Annotated in this window: 16 protein-coding genes; 11 read left to right on the top strand and 5 right to left on the bottom strand. The window is 69.5% G+C overall.

Annotated elements, in window-relative coordinates; genetic code table 11:
- The first annotated feature begins 25 nt into the window (after window positions 1-25).
- Window positions 26-511: a MerR family transcriptional regulator gene (locus BM004_RS29385; protein WP_093218750.1), complete on the top strand. Its 486-nt coding sequence runs from the start codon at window positions 26-28 to the stop codon at window positions 509-511.
- Complete coding sequence (locus BM004_RS29380) at window positions 508-2,076, top strand: MFS transporter (RefSeq protein ID WP_093218748.1); 1,569 nt, start codon at window positions 508-510, stop codon at window positions 2,074-2,076. The genes BM004_RS29385 and BM004_RS29380 overlap by 4 nt, the downstream gene beginning before the upstream one ends.
- A gap of 21 nt (window positions 2,077-2,097) precedes the next feature.
- On the opposite strand, the gene BM004_RS29375 is transcribed toward BM004_RS29380, so the two are convergent.
- Both BM004_RS29375 and BM004_RS29370 read right to left on the bottom strand, forming a co-directional pair.
- On the bottom strand, window positions 2,098-3,234 hold the full coding sequence (locus tag BM004_RS29375; protein ID WP_093218747.1) for a PilT/PilU family type 4a pilus ATPase: 1,137 nt from the start codon (window positions 3,232-3,234) through the stop codon (window positions 2,098-2,100).
- A 25-nt stretch (window positions 3,235-3,259) separates the two neighbouring features.
- On the bottom strand, window positions 3,260-4,303 hold the full coding sequence (locus BM004_RS29370; protein WP_093132776.1) for a type IV pilus twitching motility protein PilT: 1,044 nt from the start codon (window positions 4,301-4,303) through the stop codon (window positions 3,260-3,262).
- Between the two features lie 51 nt (window positions 4,304-4,354).
- Here BM004_RS29370 and BM004_RS29365 point away from each other — a divergent pair, with 51 nt between their 5' ends.
- Entirely contained in the window at window positions 4,355-5,056 is a 702-nt protein-coding gene (locus BM004_RS29365; protein WP_093218745.1) for a YggS family pyridoxal phosphate-dependent enzyme, read from the top strand.
- Between the two features lie 51 nt (window positions 5,057-5,107).
- Here BM004_RS29365 and BM004_RS29360 read toward each other — a convergent pair whose 3' ends face one another.
- Together BM004_RS29360 and BM004_RS29355 are read right to left on the bottom strand one after the other, a co-directional pair.
- Window positions 5,108-5,575 carry an Lrp/AsnC ligand binding domain-containing protein gene (locus BM004_RS29360; protein ID WP_093132781.1) on the bottom strand — a complete coding sequence of 156 codons (468 nt, stop codon included), beginning with the start codon at window positions 5,573-5,575 and terminating at the stop codon, window positions 5,108-5,110.
- Between the two features lie 144 nt (window positions 5,576-5,719).
- Window positions 5,720-6,160, bottom strand: a complete 441-nt coding sequence (locus BM004_RS29355; RefSeq protein WP_093334563.1) for a hypothetical protein — start codon at window positions 6,158-6,160, stop codon at window positions 5,720-5,722.
- A 278-nt stretch (window positions 6,161-6,438) separates the two neighbouring features.
- Between BM004_RS29355 and BM004_RS29350 the strand changes: the two genes are divergently transcribed.
- The 7 genes from BM004_RS29350 (at window position 6,439) to BM004_RS29320 (ending at window position 12,238) form a co-directional block, all read left to right on the top strand.
- Entirely contained in the window at window positions 6,439-7,713 is a 1,275-nt protein-coding gene (locus BM004_RS29350; RefSeq protein WP_093132785.1) for a Glu/Leu/Phe/Val family dehydrogenase, read from the top strand.
- Between the two features lie 64 nt (window positions 7,714-7,777).
- Window positions 7,778-8,299 (top strand): alpha-ketoglutarate-dependent dioxygenase AlkB family protein, encoded by a 522-nt coding sequence (locus BM004_RS29345; RefSeq protein WP_093132787.1) that lies wholly within the window; start codon window positions 7,778-7,780, stop codon window positions 8,297-8,299.
- A complete protein-coding gene (locus tag BM004_RS29340; protein ID WP_093218742.1) occupies window positions 8,296-9,198 on the top strand; it encodes an ADP-ribosylglycohydrolase family protein in 903 nt (300 codons plus the stop codon). The genes BM004_RS29345 and BM004_RS29340 overlap by 4 nt, the downstream gene beginning before the upstream one ends.
- Before the next feature lie 10 nt (window positions 9,199-9,208).
- On the top strand, window positions 9,209-9,835 hold the full coding sequence (locus BM004_RS29335; protein WP_093218741.1) for a nucleoside/nucleotide kinase family protein: 627 nt from the start codon (window positions 9,209-9,211) through the stop codon (window positions 9,833-9,835).
- Between the two features lie 93 nt (window positions 9,836-9,928).
- On the top strand, window positions 9,929-10,672 hold the full coding sequence (locus BM004_RS29330; protein WP_371270970.1) for a DUF2242 domain-containing protein: 744 nt from the start codon (window positions 9,929-9,931) through the stop codon (window positions 10,670-10,672).
- A 70-nt stretch (window positions 10,673-10,742) separates the two neighbouring features.
- Complete coding sequence (locus tag BM004_RS29325) at window positions 10,743-11,213, top strand: MarR family winged helix-turn-helix transcriptional regulator (protein ID WP_093218737.1); 471 nt, start codon at window positions 10,743-10,745, stop codon at window positions 11,211-11,213.
- The gene (locus tag BM004_RS29320) at window positions 11,210-12,238 is read left to right on the top strand and encodes an FUSC family protein (protein ID WP_093218736.1); all 1,029 of its coding nucleotides are present in this window, start codon (window positions 11,210-11,212) and stop codon (window positions 12,236-12,238) included. Before BM004_RS29325 ends, BM004_RS29320 begins: the two co-directional genes overlap by 4 nt.
- Here the strand turns inward: BM004_RS29320 and rocF are convergent.
- Window positions 12,235-13,146: an arginase gene (gene rocF, locus BM004_RS29315; protein ID WP_093218734.1), complete on the bottom strand. Its 912-nt coding sequence runs from the start codon at window positions 13,144-13,146 to the stop codon at window positions 12,235-12,237. The genes BM004_RS29320 and rocF overlap by 4 nt on opposite strands.
- A gap of 189 nt (window positions 13,147-13,335) precedes the next feature.
- On the opposite strand from rocF, the gene BM004_RS29310 reads away from it, so the two are divergent.
- On the top strand, window positions 13,336-13,728 hold the full coding sequence (locus BM004_RS29310; protein ID WP_143072551.1) for a hypothetical protein: 393 nt from the start codon (window positions 13,336-13,338) through the stop codon (window positions 13,726-13,728).
- Window positions 13,729-13,740: the final 12 nt, after the last annotated feature.

Genomic DNA, 13,740 nt, shown 5'->3' with positions numbered 1-13,740 from the left:
CATGTTTGGCTAGACTTGCCGCACCATGACCGCCGTGAACCCCGCCAGGACCATCACCGTGCGCGATGCCGCGGCGCGGCTCGGCGTGACCCCGCGCACGCTCAAGTACTACGAGGAACTGGGCATCGTGGTGCCGGTGCGCAGCGAAGGCGGCTACCGGCTGTACGAGCAGGCCGACCTCGACAAGCTGGCGCGCGCGCTGCGCATGCGTTCATTGGGGTTCTCGCTGACGGTCGTCACCGCCATGCTGCAGCAGCCGGTGGACGCAGCGCCGCCCGACGGCGGCCGTCCGCGGCTGTCGAACACCTCGCTCAAGGCCTTGCGCGAAACGCTGAGCGAACAGCTCGGCACGCTCGACGCGCGCGTGGCCCAGGTGCGCCGCGAGCTCAAGGAAGCCGCGGCGCTGCAGGCGCAGCTGCGGCGCGACCTCGGCTACGTGGAGCGCCGCCTGGCCGGCGAACCGGTGGAGGAGGCGCTGGAGCAGCGCCGCAAGGAGAGGCCGGCACCATGAACCCGCCGGCCCTGGCGTGGCTCCGGCGCGGCCATCGCGATCCTGGCGGCAGCGTCGCCGTGGCGCTGCTGCCCTGGGCCATCGGCCTCGTCACGGCCATCGACTACTTCGACAACGCGCTGTTCGCCTTCTTCGCCAGCTACATCGCCGGCGGCGTCAACGCATCGCCCGACGAGCTGGTGTGGGCCTCCAGTGCCTACGCGCTGGGCGCGGTGCTCGGCATTCTTCACCAGCACGCGTGGATCGAGCGGCTGGGCTACCGTCGCTACCTGGCCATCTGCATGTTCGCCTTCGCCGCGGGCGGCGTGGGCGCGGCGCTGTGCGACAGCTCGATGCAGCTGACCGCGGCGCGTGCCGTGCAGGGCTACTTCGTCGGGCCGATGCTGGGCGCCTGCCGCATCCTGATCCAGATCGGCATTGCGCCCGCGCGCCGCGCCAAGGCGCTGAAGGCGTTCATGGTGCTCATCGTGTTCGGCGGCGCGCTGGCGCCCATTGCGGGCGCTTTTCTTGTCACCAATTTCGACTGGCGCTGGCTGTTCGCCAGCACCGCGCCGGTGGCAGCGCTCATCGGCCTGCTGGTGCTGTGGACGCTGCCCGACATCGGCGACGTGGCGCCGCACGAGCGCACCGAGCCGCACTACGTCGCGTACATGGTGTTCGCGCTCGCGCAGGCCGCGCTGCAGGTGGTGCTCACGCGCTCGCACTTCGAGCTCTTCACGGGCTCGCCCGCGCTCATCGGGCTGACGCTGGCCGGCGTGGGCGGGCTCGCGTGGTTCGGCTGGCAGCAGTGGCGGCACCCGGCGCCGCTGGTGCGGCTGCATGCGCTGCGCAGCGCGCCTTTTCGCGTGGGGCTGGCGCTGTACGTCGTCTATTACTACCTGTCGACCGGCTTCAGCTACCTGCTGCCGCGGCTGATGGAAGGCGGGCTGGGCTTCACGGTGGGCAGCACCGGCTACTTCACGGGCGCGGTGTCGCTCGCCACGGGGCTGCTGGTGTTCGTGTACCTGAAGTACTCGGCGCGGCTGGCGCGCAAGAAGTGGCTCATCGTCACCGGCTTCGGCATTGCGGCGCTGGCGGCGTGGTGGCTGTCGCGGGTCACGCCGCAGGTGGGGCGCGAGGCCCTGCTGGGGCCGCTGCTGCTGCGCGGGTTGCTGATGCTGTTCGTGGTGCTCCCGGTGGCCAACCTCACCTTCAGGCCCTTCGCGGCCGAGGAGTTCGCCCACGGCTACCGGCTGAAGAACCTCGTGCGGCAGCTCGCGATTTCGTTCGCGACCTCCACCGTGATCGCGCTGCAGCAGCACCGGCTGGCACTGCACGAGGTGCGGCTGAGCGAGTCGGCCAACCCGGCGAACGCGAGCTTCATGCAGGCGCTGGACTCATTGACCCACGGCTTCGTTGCGGCGGGCCATGCGGCGGGCGAGGCGCATGCCATGGCGCTGGGCACGCTCTGGCGCACGCTCGAGCAGCAGGCCACCTTCATGGCCTCGCTGGACGGGTTCACCGCGATGGCGGTGCTGGCGCTGGCGGCGGGGGTGTTCGCCGCCTGGCAGAAGACGATCGACTGATCACGCCACCGCGCGATCCGATCAGACGATGGCGAAGTGCTCCGTGCCCGCCGACAGGTCGGTGCTGCGCGCGCGCTGGCTGTTCAGCTTGATCTGCAGGCGCAGGTCGTTCGCCGAGTCGGCGTTGCGGATGGCGTCGTCGAAGCTGATCGAGTGGCCCTCGAACAGGTCGAACAGCGCCTGGTCGAAGGTCTGCATGCCCAGGTTGCGGCTCTTCTTCATGATTTCCTTGATCTCGCCCACTTCGCCCTTGAAGATGAGGTCGGAAATCAGCGGCGTGTTCAGCAGCACTTCCACGGCGGCCACGCGGCCCTGGCCGTCTTCGGTGGGCACCAGCCGCTGCGACACCAGCGAGCGCAGGTTCAGCGACAGGTCCATCAGCAGCTGCGCGCGGCGCTCTTCGGGGAAGAAGTTGATGATCCGGTCCAGCGCCTGGTTGGCGCTGTTGGCGTGCAGCGTGGCCATGCACAGGTGACCGGTCTCGGCGAAGGCCACGGCGTGCTCCATGGTCTCGCGATCGCGGATTTCGCCCATCAGGATCACGTCGGGCGCCTGGCGCAGCGTGTTCTTCAGCGCCGCTTCCCAGCTGTCGGTGTCGATGCCCACTTCGCGCTGGGTGATCACGCAGTTCTTGTGCGGGTGCACGAATTCGACCGGGTCTTCCACCGTCACGATGTGGCCGAAGGAGTTCTCGTTGCGCCAGTCGATCATGGCCGCCAGCGTGGTCGATTTGCCCGAGCCCGTGGCGCCCACCATGATGGTGAGGCCGCGCTTGGTCATGGCCACGTCCTTCAGCACCTGCGGCATGCCCAGGCCGTCGATGGTCGGCAGCTTGGCGGGAATGGTCCGCAGCACCATGCCGACCTTGCCCTGCTGCACGAACGCGTTCACCCGGAAGCGGCCGATGCCGGTGGGCGAGATTGCGAAGTTGCACTCCTTGGTGCGCTCGAACTCGGCCGTCTGGCGGTCGTTCATGACCGAGCGGGTGAGCGCCAGCGTGTGCTGCGCGCCCAGCGCCTGCTGCGACACCTTGGTGACCTTGCCGTCGACCTTGATGGCGGGCGGAAAGTCGGCCGTGATGAACAGGTCGCTGCCGCTGCGGCTCACCATGAGCTTGAGCAGGTCGTTGATGAACTGGCTGGCTTGATCGCGTTCCATGATGTCGGTGCTCCGGAGGGCTGGGTCAGCCAGGGAAGTTTTCTGGGATCTTTGCCTTGCCGCGGGCTTCGGCAGCCGAGATGGTGTTGCGGCGCACCAGTTCCGTCAGGTTCTGGTCGAGCGTCTGCATGCCCTGGCCCTGGCCGGTCTGGATGGTGGAGTACATCTGCGCCACCTTGGCTTCGCGGATCAGGTTGCGGATGGCCGGCGTGCCCAGCATGATCTCGTGCGCCGCCACGCGGCCCTGGCCGTCCTTGGTCTTGCACAGCGTCTGCGAGATCACCGCCTGGAGCGACTCCGACAGCATGGCGCGGATCATTTCCTTTTCCTCGCCCGGGAACACGTCGATGATCCGGTCGATGGTCTTGGCGGCCGACGACGTGTGCAGCGTGCCGAACACCAGGTGGCCCGTTTCGGCCGCGGTCATCGCGAGGCGGATGGTTTCCAGGTCGCGCAACTCGCCCACCAGGATGGCGTCCGGGTCTTCGCGCAGCGCGGAGCGCAGCGCGTTGGAGAACGACAGCGTCATCGGGCCGACTTCACGCTGGTTGATCAGGCACTTCTTCGACTCGTGCACGAACTCGATCGGGTCTTCCACCGTGAGGATGTGGCCGTACTCGTTTTCGTTGAGGTAGTTCACCATGGCCGCCAGCGTGGTCGACTTGCCCGAGCCCGTGGGGCCCGTCACCAGCACCAGCCCGCGCGGCTTGAGCGCGAGTTCGCCGAAAATCTTCGGCGCGTTGAGTTGCTCCAGCGTCAGGATCTTCGAAGGAATGGTCCGGAACACCGCGGCCGCGCCGCGCGCCTGGTTGAAGGCGTTCACGCGGAAGCGCGCGAGGCCGTCGATCTCGAACGAGAAGTCGACCTCCAGGAACTCTTCGTAGTGCTTGCGGTGCGTGTCGCTCATGATGTCGTACACCATGGCGTGCACGCCCTTGTGATCGAGCGCATCGACGTTGATGCGGCGCACGTCGCCGTTGACGCGGATCATGGGCGGAAGACCTGCGGAAAGGTGCAGGTCGGAGGCTTTGTTCTTGACGCTGAACGCCAGCAATTGGGTGATGTCCACAGGGCTCCTCGGCTCGGGTGCGGTGACGTTTTGATACGATTTTGGACGATTATGACGATGATTGGCGACGACCTCCAGCATGTAAACAACCGGATCGCGAAGGCATGTGTAACGGCCGGGCGCAACCCGGGCGAGGTGCGGCTGCTGGCGGTGTCCAAGACCTTCGGCCCGGATGCCGTGCGCGAGGCGCATGCGGCGGGCCAGTCGGCCTTCGGCGAGAACTACGTGCAGGAAGGGCTGGACAAGATCGAGGCGCTGGCCGATCTGCGCGCCACCCTCGAGTGGCACTGCATCGGCCCCTTGCAAAGCAACAAGACGCGGCCTGTGGCCGAGCAGTTCGACTGGGTCCACAGCGTCGACCGGCTGAAGATCGCCGAGCGTCTGTCGGCCCAGCGGCCGGCGCAGCTGGCGCCGCTCAATGTATGCCTTCAGGTTAATGTGGACGGCGGCCCCAACAAGTCGGGCGTGCCGCCGGAAGAGGCCGTGGCGCTGGCGCTTGCTGTGGCGGCTTTGCCACAGCTTCGGCTGCGCGGGCTCATGGCCATCCCCGAACCGGCCGAAAGCTTCGATGCGCAGCGCGAACTGTTCCTGCGCGCGCATGCGGTCTACCGGGCGATTGGCGAGGCGGGTATCGCGCTCGACACGCTCTCGCTGGGCATGAGCGCCGACCTCGAGGCGGCCATCAGCGCGGGCAGCACGATGGTGCGGGTGGGCACGGCGATCTTCGGCGGGCGGGCGCGCAAACCGGCCTGATCCCCCGATCGGCCCGATCGGCCCGACTGGCCTGAATAGGGCTGTGCGCCGTCAGATGCCCAGCGGCAGACGCGCGCTGCTCTTCACTTCTTCCATCACCGCATAGGTGCGCGTCTCCCGCACGCCGGGCAGCTGCCACAGCACCGTGCCGGCGAACTCGCGGTAGGCGGCCATGTCGGCCATGCGGGTCTTGAGCAGGTAGTCGAAGCCGCCCGCGACCATGTGGCATTCCATGATCTCGTCGCGCACGTGCACGGCCGCCTTGAACTGGTCGAACACGTTGGGCGTGGTGCGGTCCAGCAGCACCTCGACGAACACCGTGAAGCCGCGGCTGAGCTTGTGCGGATCGAGCCGCGCCTCGTAGCCGAGGATGAACCCGTCGCGCGTGAGCCGCTGCACCCGCGCCAGCACCGCCGTGGGCGACAGCGCCACCGCCTCGGCCAGCTTGAGGTTGGTGATGCGGCCGTCTTCCTGAAGGATCTTCAGAAGCCGGAGATCGATGCGGTCCAGGTCGAGCATTGGAGGATTATCCGGCTCGATCATCGAATCGCGGCGGAAGATGCGGGCTATGGAGGACGGCCATAGGAGATAGAACCAAGGAAATGCCCTTGGCCTACCCTTTGCCGGACGAGGCGCACAAACCGTGCGGCCGGCCTTTGCGCGTCAGCGGATGACGCTCGGCGTTGGAGCTTCCGTTTGTGCTTGCGCTTGCGCCTGCGCCGCTGCCCGGCGGTTCATGTAGTCGGCCGCCGCCTGGCGATAGCTTGGCTGCGCGGGGTCCGCGCCGGCTTCGCCGTTCTGCCTGGCCGCGAGGCCCGACTGGATCCACAGGCGGGTGTCGGCGGCCACCGCGGCGCGCGTGTGGGCCGAGACCACGACGGGCTGCTGCGAAATGCCGTCGGTGTAGCCCTGCGTGGGCGCGGCCTTCAGCCACTGCCGGGCGTCGGCCTCGACGGCGGCGCGCGTGGCCGTCGAGGTCGTCGCCACCGGGCGCGGATCGCCTTCGGCGTAGTTGCCGGCGAAGCTGGGCGCTGCGGTGGCGCCCAGCAGGGTTGCCAATGCGGCGGCGGCGAGAAGGCGGGCGGCGGACGGTTGCGGGGTCATTCGTGAACTCCTTGAAGTGGGTGGCTGTGCCTGGTTGGTGAGCCCACTCTACGAAGCGCATCCGCCGGATCGATAACCCGCCGATGACGGTTTTGTCATGTGCCGCAACCTGCGCCGCGACACCCGCCACGACACCCGCTGAGACACCCGCCCCGGTGACCCGAAACACCGCGTCCCAACTTCTCTTGCATAACCGCCAGCGCGGCGCGCATAAGCCATGGCGCGCCGCGCGCGAGAGGTCTATCGTTGCGGCCATCCGTTCAACCTAGGGATCTCTCATGAGCGAAAAACTCTCCTTCGTCAACCCGACCGCCAACAGCCCGTGGGGCACGTATCTCTCGCAGGTCGACCGTGTCGTGCCGTACCTCGGCCCGCTGGCCCGCTGGGTCGAAACCCTGAAGCGCCCCAAGCGCGCGCTGATCGTCGACGTGCCGATCGAGATGGACGACGGCACCATCGCCCACTACGAGGGCTACCGCGTGCAGCACAACATGAGCCGCGGCCCGGGCAAGGGCGGCGTGCGCTTCCACCCCGACGTCACGCTCGAGGAAGTGATGGCCCTGTCGGCCTGGATGACCATCAAGACCGCGGCGGTGAACCTGCCCTACGGCGGCGCCAAGGGCGGCATCCGCGTCGACCCCAAGAAGCTGTCGCAGAACGAGCTCGAGAAGATCACCCGCCGCTACACCAGCGAGATCGGCATCATCATCGGCCCGCACACCGACATTCCCGCGCCCGACGTCAACACCAACGGCCAGATCATGGCGTGGATGATGGACACGTATTCGATGAACACCGGCGGCACCGCCACCGGCGTCGTCACCGGCAAGCCGCTGCACCTGGGCGGCTCGCTGGGCCGCGTGAAGGCCACCGGCCGCGGCGTGTTCGTCACCGGCCGTGAAGCGGCGCGGCGCCTGGGCATGGACCTGCGCGGCGCGCGCATCGCCGTGCAGGGCTTCGGCAACGTGGGCTCGGTCGCGGCCGAGCTGTTCGCGGAAGCGGGCGCGAAGATCGTCGCGGTGCAGGACCACACCGGCACCATCGTCAACAGCAACGGCCTCGACCTGGCCAAGCTGATCCCGGTGGCCAACAAGGACGGCGTGGTCGCCTTCAAGGCCGGCGGCGACATCGTGCCGAACGAGGACTTCTGGAACGTCGAATGCGACATCCTGATCCCGGCCGCGCTGGAAGGCCAGATCACCGCCGAGCGCGCGCAGAAGACCACCGCCAAGCTGGTGCTCGAAGGCGCCAACGGCCCGACCGTGCCGCAGGCCGACGACATCCTCGCCGAGCGCGGCGTGCTGGTCGTGCCCGACGTGATCTGCAACGCCGGCGGCGTGACGGTGAGCTACTTCGAGTGGGTGCAGGACTTCTCGTCGTTCTTCTGGGACGAGGACGAGATCAACGTGCGCCTGGACCGCATCATGATGAATGCGCTCAACCAGATCTGGGACACCGCGGACAAGCACAGGATCACGTTGCGCACGGCGACGTATGCGGTGGCGTGCGAGCGCATCCTGATGGCGCGCCAGGAGCGCGGCCTGTACCCCTGAGCCAGGGAGATCGCGCGAAAAAGCGCGAAAGAAGCGCGCCGGGGTCCTTGTATCCTGCGGGCTCATGAACAGCCCGCCCATTCATCTCGATCCCGCGTTCGTCGCGTCGCCCGATGCCCTTTTCGAATGGCTCGGCGCCGCGGTGACGTGGGACGAGCGCATGAAGGCACGCAAGACAGCCAGCTTCGGCGTGCCCTACAACTACTCGCAGATCGCCTACGAGCCGGTGCCTATGCCCGCCGAGCTCGAAGCGCTGTGCGGCCGGATCGAAGCCGCACTCGGGTTCCGCCCGAACAACTGCCTGCTGAACCACTACGCGGACGGCGCGTCGTCGATGGGCTTCCACTCCGATTCCAGCGAGGCGCTGGCGCCCGGGACCGGCGTGGCCATCGTATCTGTCGGCAGCACCCGGACGATCGCTTACCGCCGCAAGGCCGACAGCGCCGTCCGCTTCGACTACCCGCTGCCCCACGGCTCCCTGCTGTACATGTCGGATGCCGTCCAGCAAGAGTGGCTGCATGCGATTCCCAAGGCAGCCGGTGTGGGCGAGCGCATCAGCCTGACCTTCCGCGCGATCCTGAAATGACCTCCGTGCGACTTCAGCGCGCGCTGGTGGCGCTCGACGGACTTTCCGTCGGCGATGCGTTCGGGCAATGCTTCTTTCAACGCGAAAACGCCTCCGAGGCGCGATGGGTCGAACGGCAGCTGCCGGACGCACCCTGGCTGTACACCGACGACACCGAGATGTCTCTTTCGGTCGTCGCCGCACTGGGGCGGCAAGGCGAGATCGAGCAGGCATCGCTCGCACTCAGCCTCGCGCGGCATTACGACTACGAACGCGCCTACGGGCCGTCGATGCACCGCGTGCTCGCGCGCATTCGGGCGGGCGAGGATTGGCGCACGGTCACCAACGACGCCTTCGAAGGGCAAGGCTCCTACGGCAACGGCGCCGCCATGCGCGCGGCGCCGATCGGCGCCTTCTTCGCGGACGACAGCGCGGCTGTTGCCGAGCAGGCGGCCCTTTCGGCGGCGGTCACGCATGCGCATCCCGAAGGCATTGCCGGCGCGGTGGCGGTGGCCTTGGCCGCGGCGCAGGCTTGCCGGTTCCGCATGGCCGGGCAGCGTCCGTCGCACGCGCAGTTCCTGGGCGGCATCGTCGAGCAGCTTGCACAGGGTGAGGTGCGTTCCAGGCTGGTCCGGGCGCAATCGATGGATCGGGTCGCCTCGCTCGACTTCCCCGTTTCCGTCCTCGGCAACGGCATGGCGATGTCGGCGCAGGACACCGTGCCCTTCGCGCTGTGGTGTTGCGGGCAGGCGCTGGACAACTACCAGGATGCGCTGTGGCTGGCAGTCGGTGCCGGCGGTGATCGCGACACCTTGTGCGCTATCGTCGGCGGCGTGGTCGCTTGTTTCGTCGGCGCGCAAGGCATTCCTGCGGACTGGCTCGAGCGCCGCGAAGTCCTGCCCGAATGGCACCTTTCCTGAGCTCACCTCCATGAACACTGTCGGCACCGTCGAGAACACCCGCATCCAGGACCTGCTCGCCGACGGGCGGCGCAAGCTGCTGGGCCTCGTGGGCGCACCGGGTGCCGGCAAGTCCACGGTGGCCGCCGCCCTGAAGTCGATGCTGGGTGACCGCGCCCAGGTCGTCCCCATGGATGGCTTCCACCTCGCCAACGCCGAGCTGCAACGGCTCGGCCGCGCCGCCCGCAAGGGCGCGCCCGACACCTTCGACAGTGCCGGCTACGTTTCGCTGCTGCAGCGCCTGCGCGAACAGCGCCCGGACGGCGACATCGTCTATGCGCCCGAATTCCGCCGCGAGATCGAGGAGCCGATCGCCGGTGCCATTGCCGTGCTGCCGACCACGCAGCTCGTCATCACCGAAGGCAATTACCTGCTGCACGACGTCGGCCCGTGGGCCGGCGCGGCGGCGATGCTCGACGAGGTCTGGTACGTGGACATCGACGACGCGGTGCGCGAAGAGCGCCTGGTGCGCCGTCACCAGCAGTTCGGCCGCAGCGCGGAAGCGGCGCGCGCCTGGGTCGACAGCACCGACGCGCCGAATGCGCGGCTGATCGCGGCGACGCGGGTGCGCGCGCACCACCTGCTGCCCTGGTCCTGAAAATCTCGCGGGCCGGGGAACGCCGGCGCGCGGGAGCGCTCGAAGCCTTGCCGGCGCGGGACGCCGGTTAGCATTCGCCGCCTCATGCCGACCATGCCTCTCACTTCTACTTTCTCTTTCGTTCGCGCCCCGGTTCTGCTCCTGGGCCTGGTGTCCGCCCTCGTGCTCGCCGGCTGCGGCACCGGTTCGCGCCGCGTGACCTACGAGCCCGAGGCCTTCGGCTCGACCACCACCCACACCCGCAACTACGAAGCCACCGAGGCCCAGACCTGCGAGGCCGCGCGCCGCGCGCTGCTGAGCCAGGGCTACATGATCACGGCGGCCAATGCCGACCTGGTGACCGGGCGCAAGAGCTTCCAGCCGGCGGCCGAGGTGCATGTGGAGGTCGAATTCCGCATCGTCTGCGCGCTCGAGAGCACCCGCGGCGGCAAGGTGACCAGGAGCACCGTGGCCTTCGCCACCGCGCTGCAGGACCGCTACGGCATCAAGAAGGTCAACAACTCGGCCAGCCTGGGCGTGGGGGCGATCGGCTCGCTCTCGCTGCCGTTCTCGGGCAGCGACGACGCGATGGTGAAGGTGGCCAGCGAGACGCTGACGGACGAGCGCTTCTACGACCGCTTCTTCTCACTGCTCGACCGCTTCCTCGAAGGCCCGGACGGGGACAGCGAGGCCGAGGCGCCCGCCGAATCTCCTGCGGCACCCGCGGCACCCGCGGCACTTGCAGCACCAGCGGCCGTTGCGTCGCCCACGCCGCCTGCCTTGCCAGTGCCGCAGGCCGCCCCGGCCGCCGCGCCCGCCGTCACCTACCCCGTGAACTCGTCGCCGAACCGCGGCTGACCTGGCGGCGCGGGCCGCCTGGGTGCGTTGCACCTTTCGAAAATAACAAGACACGTCTTACAATCTGGCCGTGTCTTCCCCCACCCCAGATCCGGCGCTCTGCGCCACGCGCCTTCGCAGCGCGGTGTCGCAGCTGGCCCGCCAGTTGCGCAGCGGCAGCGTTGCGCCCGACGGCCCCAGCGTCGCCAAGCTCAGCGTGCTGGGCCAGCTGCACCTGCATGGTCCGTGCACGCCCACGGCGCTGGCCGCGCTCGAACGGGTCAAGCTCCAGTCGCTGACCCGGCTGCTGGCCGAGCTGGACGCCGAGGGCTGGACCGCGCGCACGCCGCACCCGAGCGACGGGCGCCAGTGGCTGCTGTCGCTCACGCCCCAGGGCACGCGCCGCCTGAAGGCGCTCATGCGCTCGCGCGAGGCGGCGCTGGCCGAGGCGATCGGCGCGCAGCTCGACGCCGGCCAGCGCGCCCTGTTGCTGGAGGCCTGCGGGCTGATCGACGGCATCGCCGCCGCGCTCGACAGCGGCGCCAAGGCACCGACCCCATGAACGGCGCGCCGGCCCTGCAACGCCTCACGGGCTTCTGGCGCCATGGCCGCTGGCGCCCCGGCGTGCAGCTGGCGGCGGCCGTGGCGCTGGCCTGGGCCGTGGCCTCGGCCTTGCGCCTGCCCGAGAGCTTCTGGGCGGTGATGAGCGTGCTGATCGTCATGCGGCCTAGCGCCGGCTCCACGCTCGATGCCGGCTGGGACCGCGTGCGCGGCACCGCGGCCGGTGCGCTGTGCGGCCTGGCCGGCGTCTACCTGCAGCACCACGGCGTGCCGGCGCTGCCCGTCACGCTGGCCATCGTCATGCTGCTGGCCTTCGCCGGCGCCGCGGTGCCCCGCCTGCGCAGTGCGCCCGTGGCGGCGCTGATCATCCTGTCGGCCAGCGGCATTGCCGGGCACTCGGCGCTGCAGGTGGCGCTGCTGCGCATGGCGCAGATCGGCATCGGCGTGGGGGTGGCGCTGGCGGTGTCGACCTTCATGTCGGAATACCACGCGGGTGTGCGCTTCGACGAGGGCTGCGCCGCGCTGCTGCGTGGCATCGCGAAGCGCATGGCCGGCGCGCAGCGGCCTGCCGAAGCGCAGGCGGAACGCATTCATGCCGCCACGCGCGCGTCGCTCGGCCGGCTGGCCCTGCTGGCCGGCAGCGCCGACCTCGAAGCCCGCTGGTGGCGGCGCGGCGCGGCGGCAGGTGGCGCAGGCACGGCCCGCGCCTACCGCGACAAGGCGCGGCTGGCAGCACGCATCTTCCAGGACGCCGTCATGCTCGACCGCGTGTTCCGGCAGGCGAAGGGCGCCCAGGCCGACCCGTTCTGGCGCGATGCGGCACAGGCCGCGGGGGCGGCCGTGGCAGGCATGGCCGAGGCCTTGGCGGGGAAGGGTGCGCCCGATCTGGCGGACCTCGCGCGCGTGGCCACGGTGCAGGCCACGGCGCTCAACGCGTTGCTCATCGCGCCGCTGAGCCTGCTGCTCGACGACCTGCAGCGCATGCAGCGCTGCATCGCCGCGCCGGCTGTACTGGTTGCGGGTTAGCGCACCAGCGTCGACTTGCCGAACAGGCTCTCGATCAGCTCGACCGCCACTTCGGCCGTCTGGTTGCGCACGTCGAGCGCGGGGTTCAGCTCGACCACGTCGACCGAGCCCAGCCGGCCGGTGTCCGCGATCATCTCCATGCACAGCTGCATCTCGCGGTAGGTCGGCCCGCCGCGCACGCCGGTGCCCACGCCCGGCGCATCGGCCGGGTCGAGGCAGTCGAGGTCGAAGCTCACGTGCAGGTGGGTGTCTTCGTCCACGTCCTGCAGCGCCTCGGTCATGGTGGTGCGCATGCCGTGCTCGTCGATGTGGCGCATGTCGAACACGTTCAGGCCCAGCGTGCGAATGGCTTCCTTCTCGTCGCCGTCCACGCTGCGGATGCCGATGAAGCGGATGGCCTCGTGCGCCAGTGCCGCGCGCTCGCCGCTCCAGCCCGTGAGCACCGCGGGCCCGTGGCCGAGCAGGCACGACACGGGCATGCCGTGCAGGTTGCCGCTGGGGCTCGTGGTCTCGGTGTTGACGTCGGAGTGCGCGTCGAGCCACAGCACGCGCAGCTTCTTGCCGCGCTTGCGCGCATGCCAGGCCACCGCGCTGATGGAGCCGATGGCCAGGCAATGGTCGCCGCCCAGCATCACGGGCACGTGGCCGGCACCCAGCGCGCCGTCGACCGACGCATACACCGAGCGGTTCCACGCAATCACCTCGTCGAGGTGGCGCAAGCCGTTGGTCGGCGGCGCCCACGGCGTGGCCGGGCCCGCGAGGTTGCCGCGGTCGATGACCTTGTAGCCCTGGCGCACCAGCGCTTCGGGCAGGCCCGCCACGCGCAGCGCGTCGGGGCCCATGCCCGCGCCGCGCACGCTGGCGCCGATGTCGGTGGGGGCGCCGATCAGTTCGAGGGTGGTGTTCATGGCGGGGCTCTCATGTCTGGCGGAGGGCGGCCCCCGCTGGCGGGGCGCCGGGCGACCCATTGTGCCGAGGAACCGATGACGTGCCGATGATCTGCCGTGCCCGGCGCGGGCGCAAGGCGCAATGTTCACGCCATGTTGCCGGAACAAGATGCGCCGCGGCCGCGCGACAGGCGCCGCACGGAACACACCATGCGCACCTTCCAAACCACCCTCGTCCTCGAAGTGATCGTTTTCGGCGCCTTGTTCTTGCTGGCATCCGCCGCGGCGGCCATGGTGATCGCCGGCTTCGACGCGCCGCCGCCGGCCGGCGACGAACCCCGCCGCGACGGCCGCTACAGCCTGGGGCAGGCCACGGGCTGCGAGGAGCTCCTGCACAAGCTCGAGCGCGAGGAAGAGCAGCGCCTGCGCTACCGCGAGCCCGAGCGCCAGGTGCCCGACCCGCGCCGGGACGGGCGCTACAGCGAAGGCCGGCCCGCGACCTGCGCGGAGCCGCGCAAGCGGCCGCGGCGGGAGGTGCGTGAGGTGCGTGAGGGGCGAACGGAACGGGAAGGGCGCGGAGAGCGCCAGCTCAGCCCCGGCTGAGGCCGCGCCCGC

Origin of the sequence: Variovorax sp. OK212, assembly GCF_900112425.1 — a bacterium.
Taxonomy (GTDB): Bacteria; Pseudomonadota; Gammaproteobacteria; order Burkholderiales; family Burkholderiaceae_C; genus Variovorax.
This window is presented reverse-complemented; position numbering and strand designations above follow the sequence as displayed.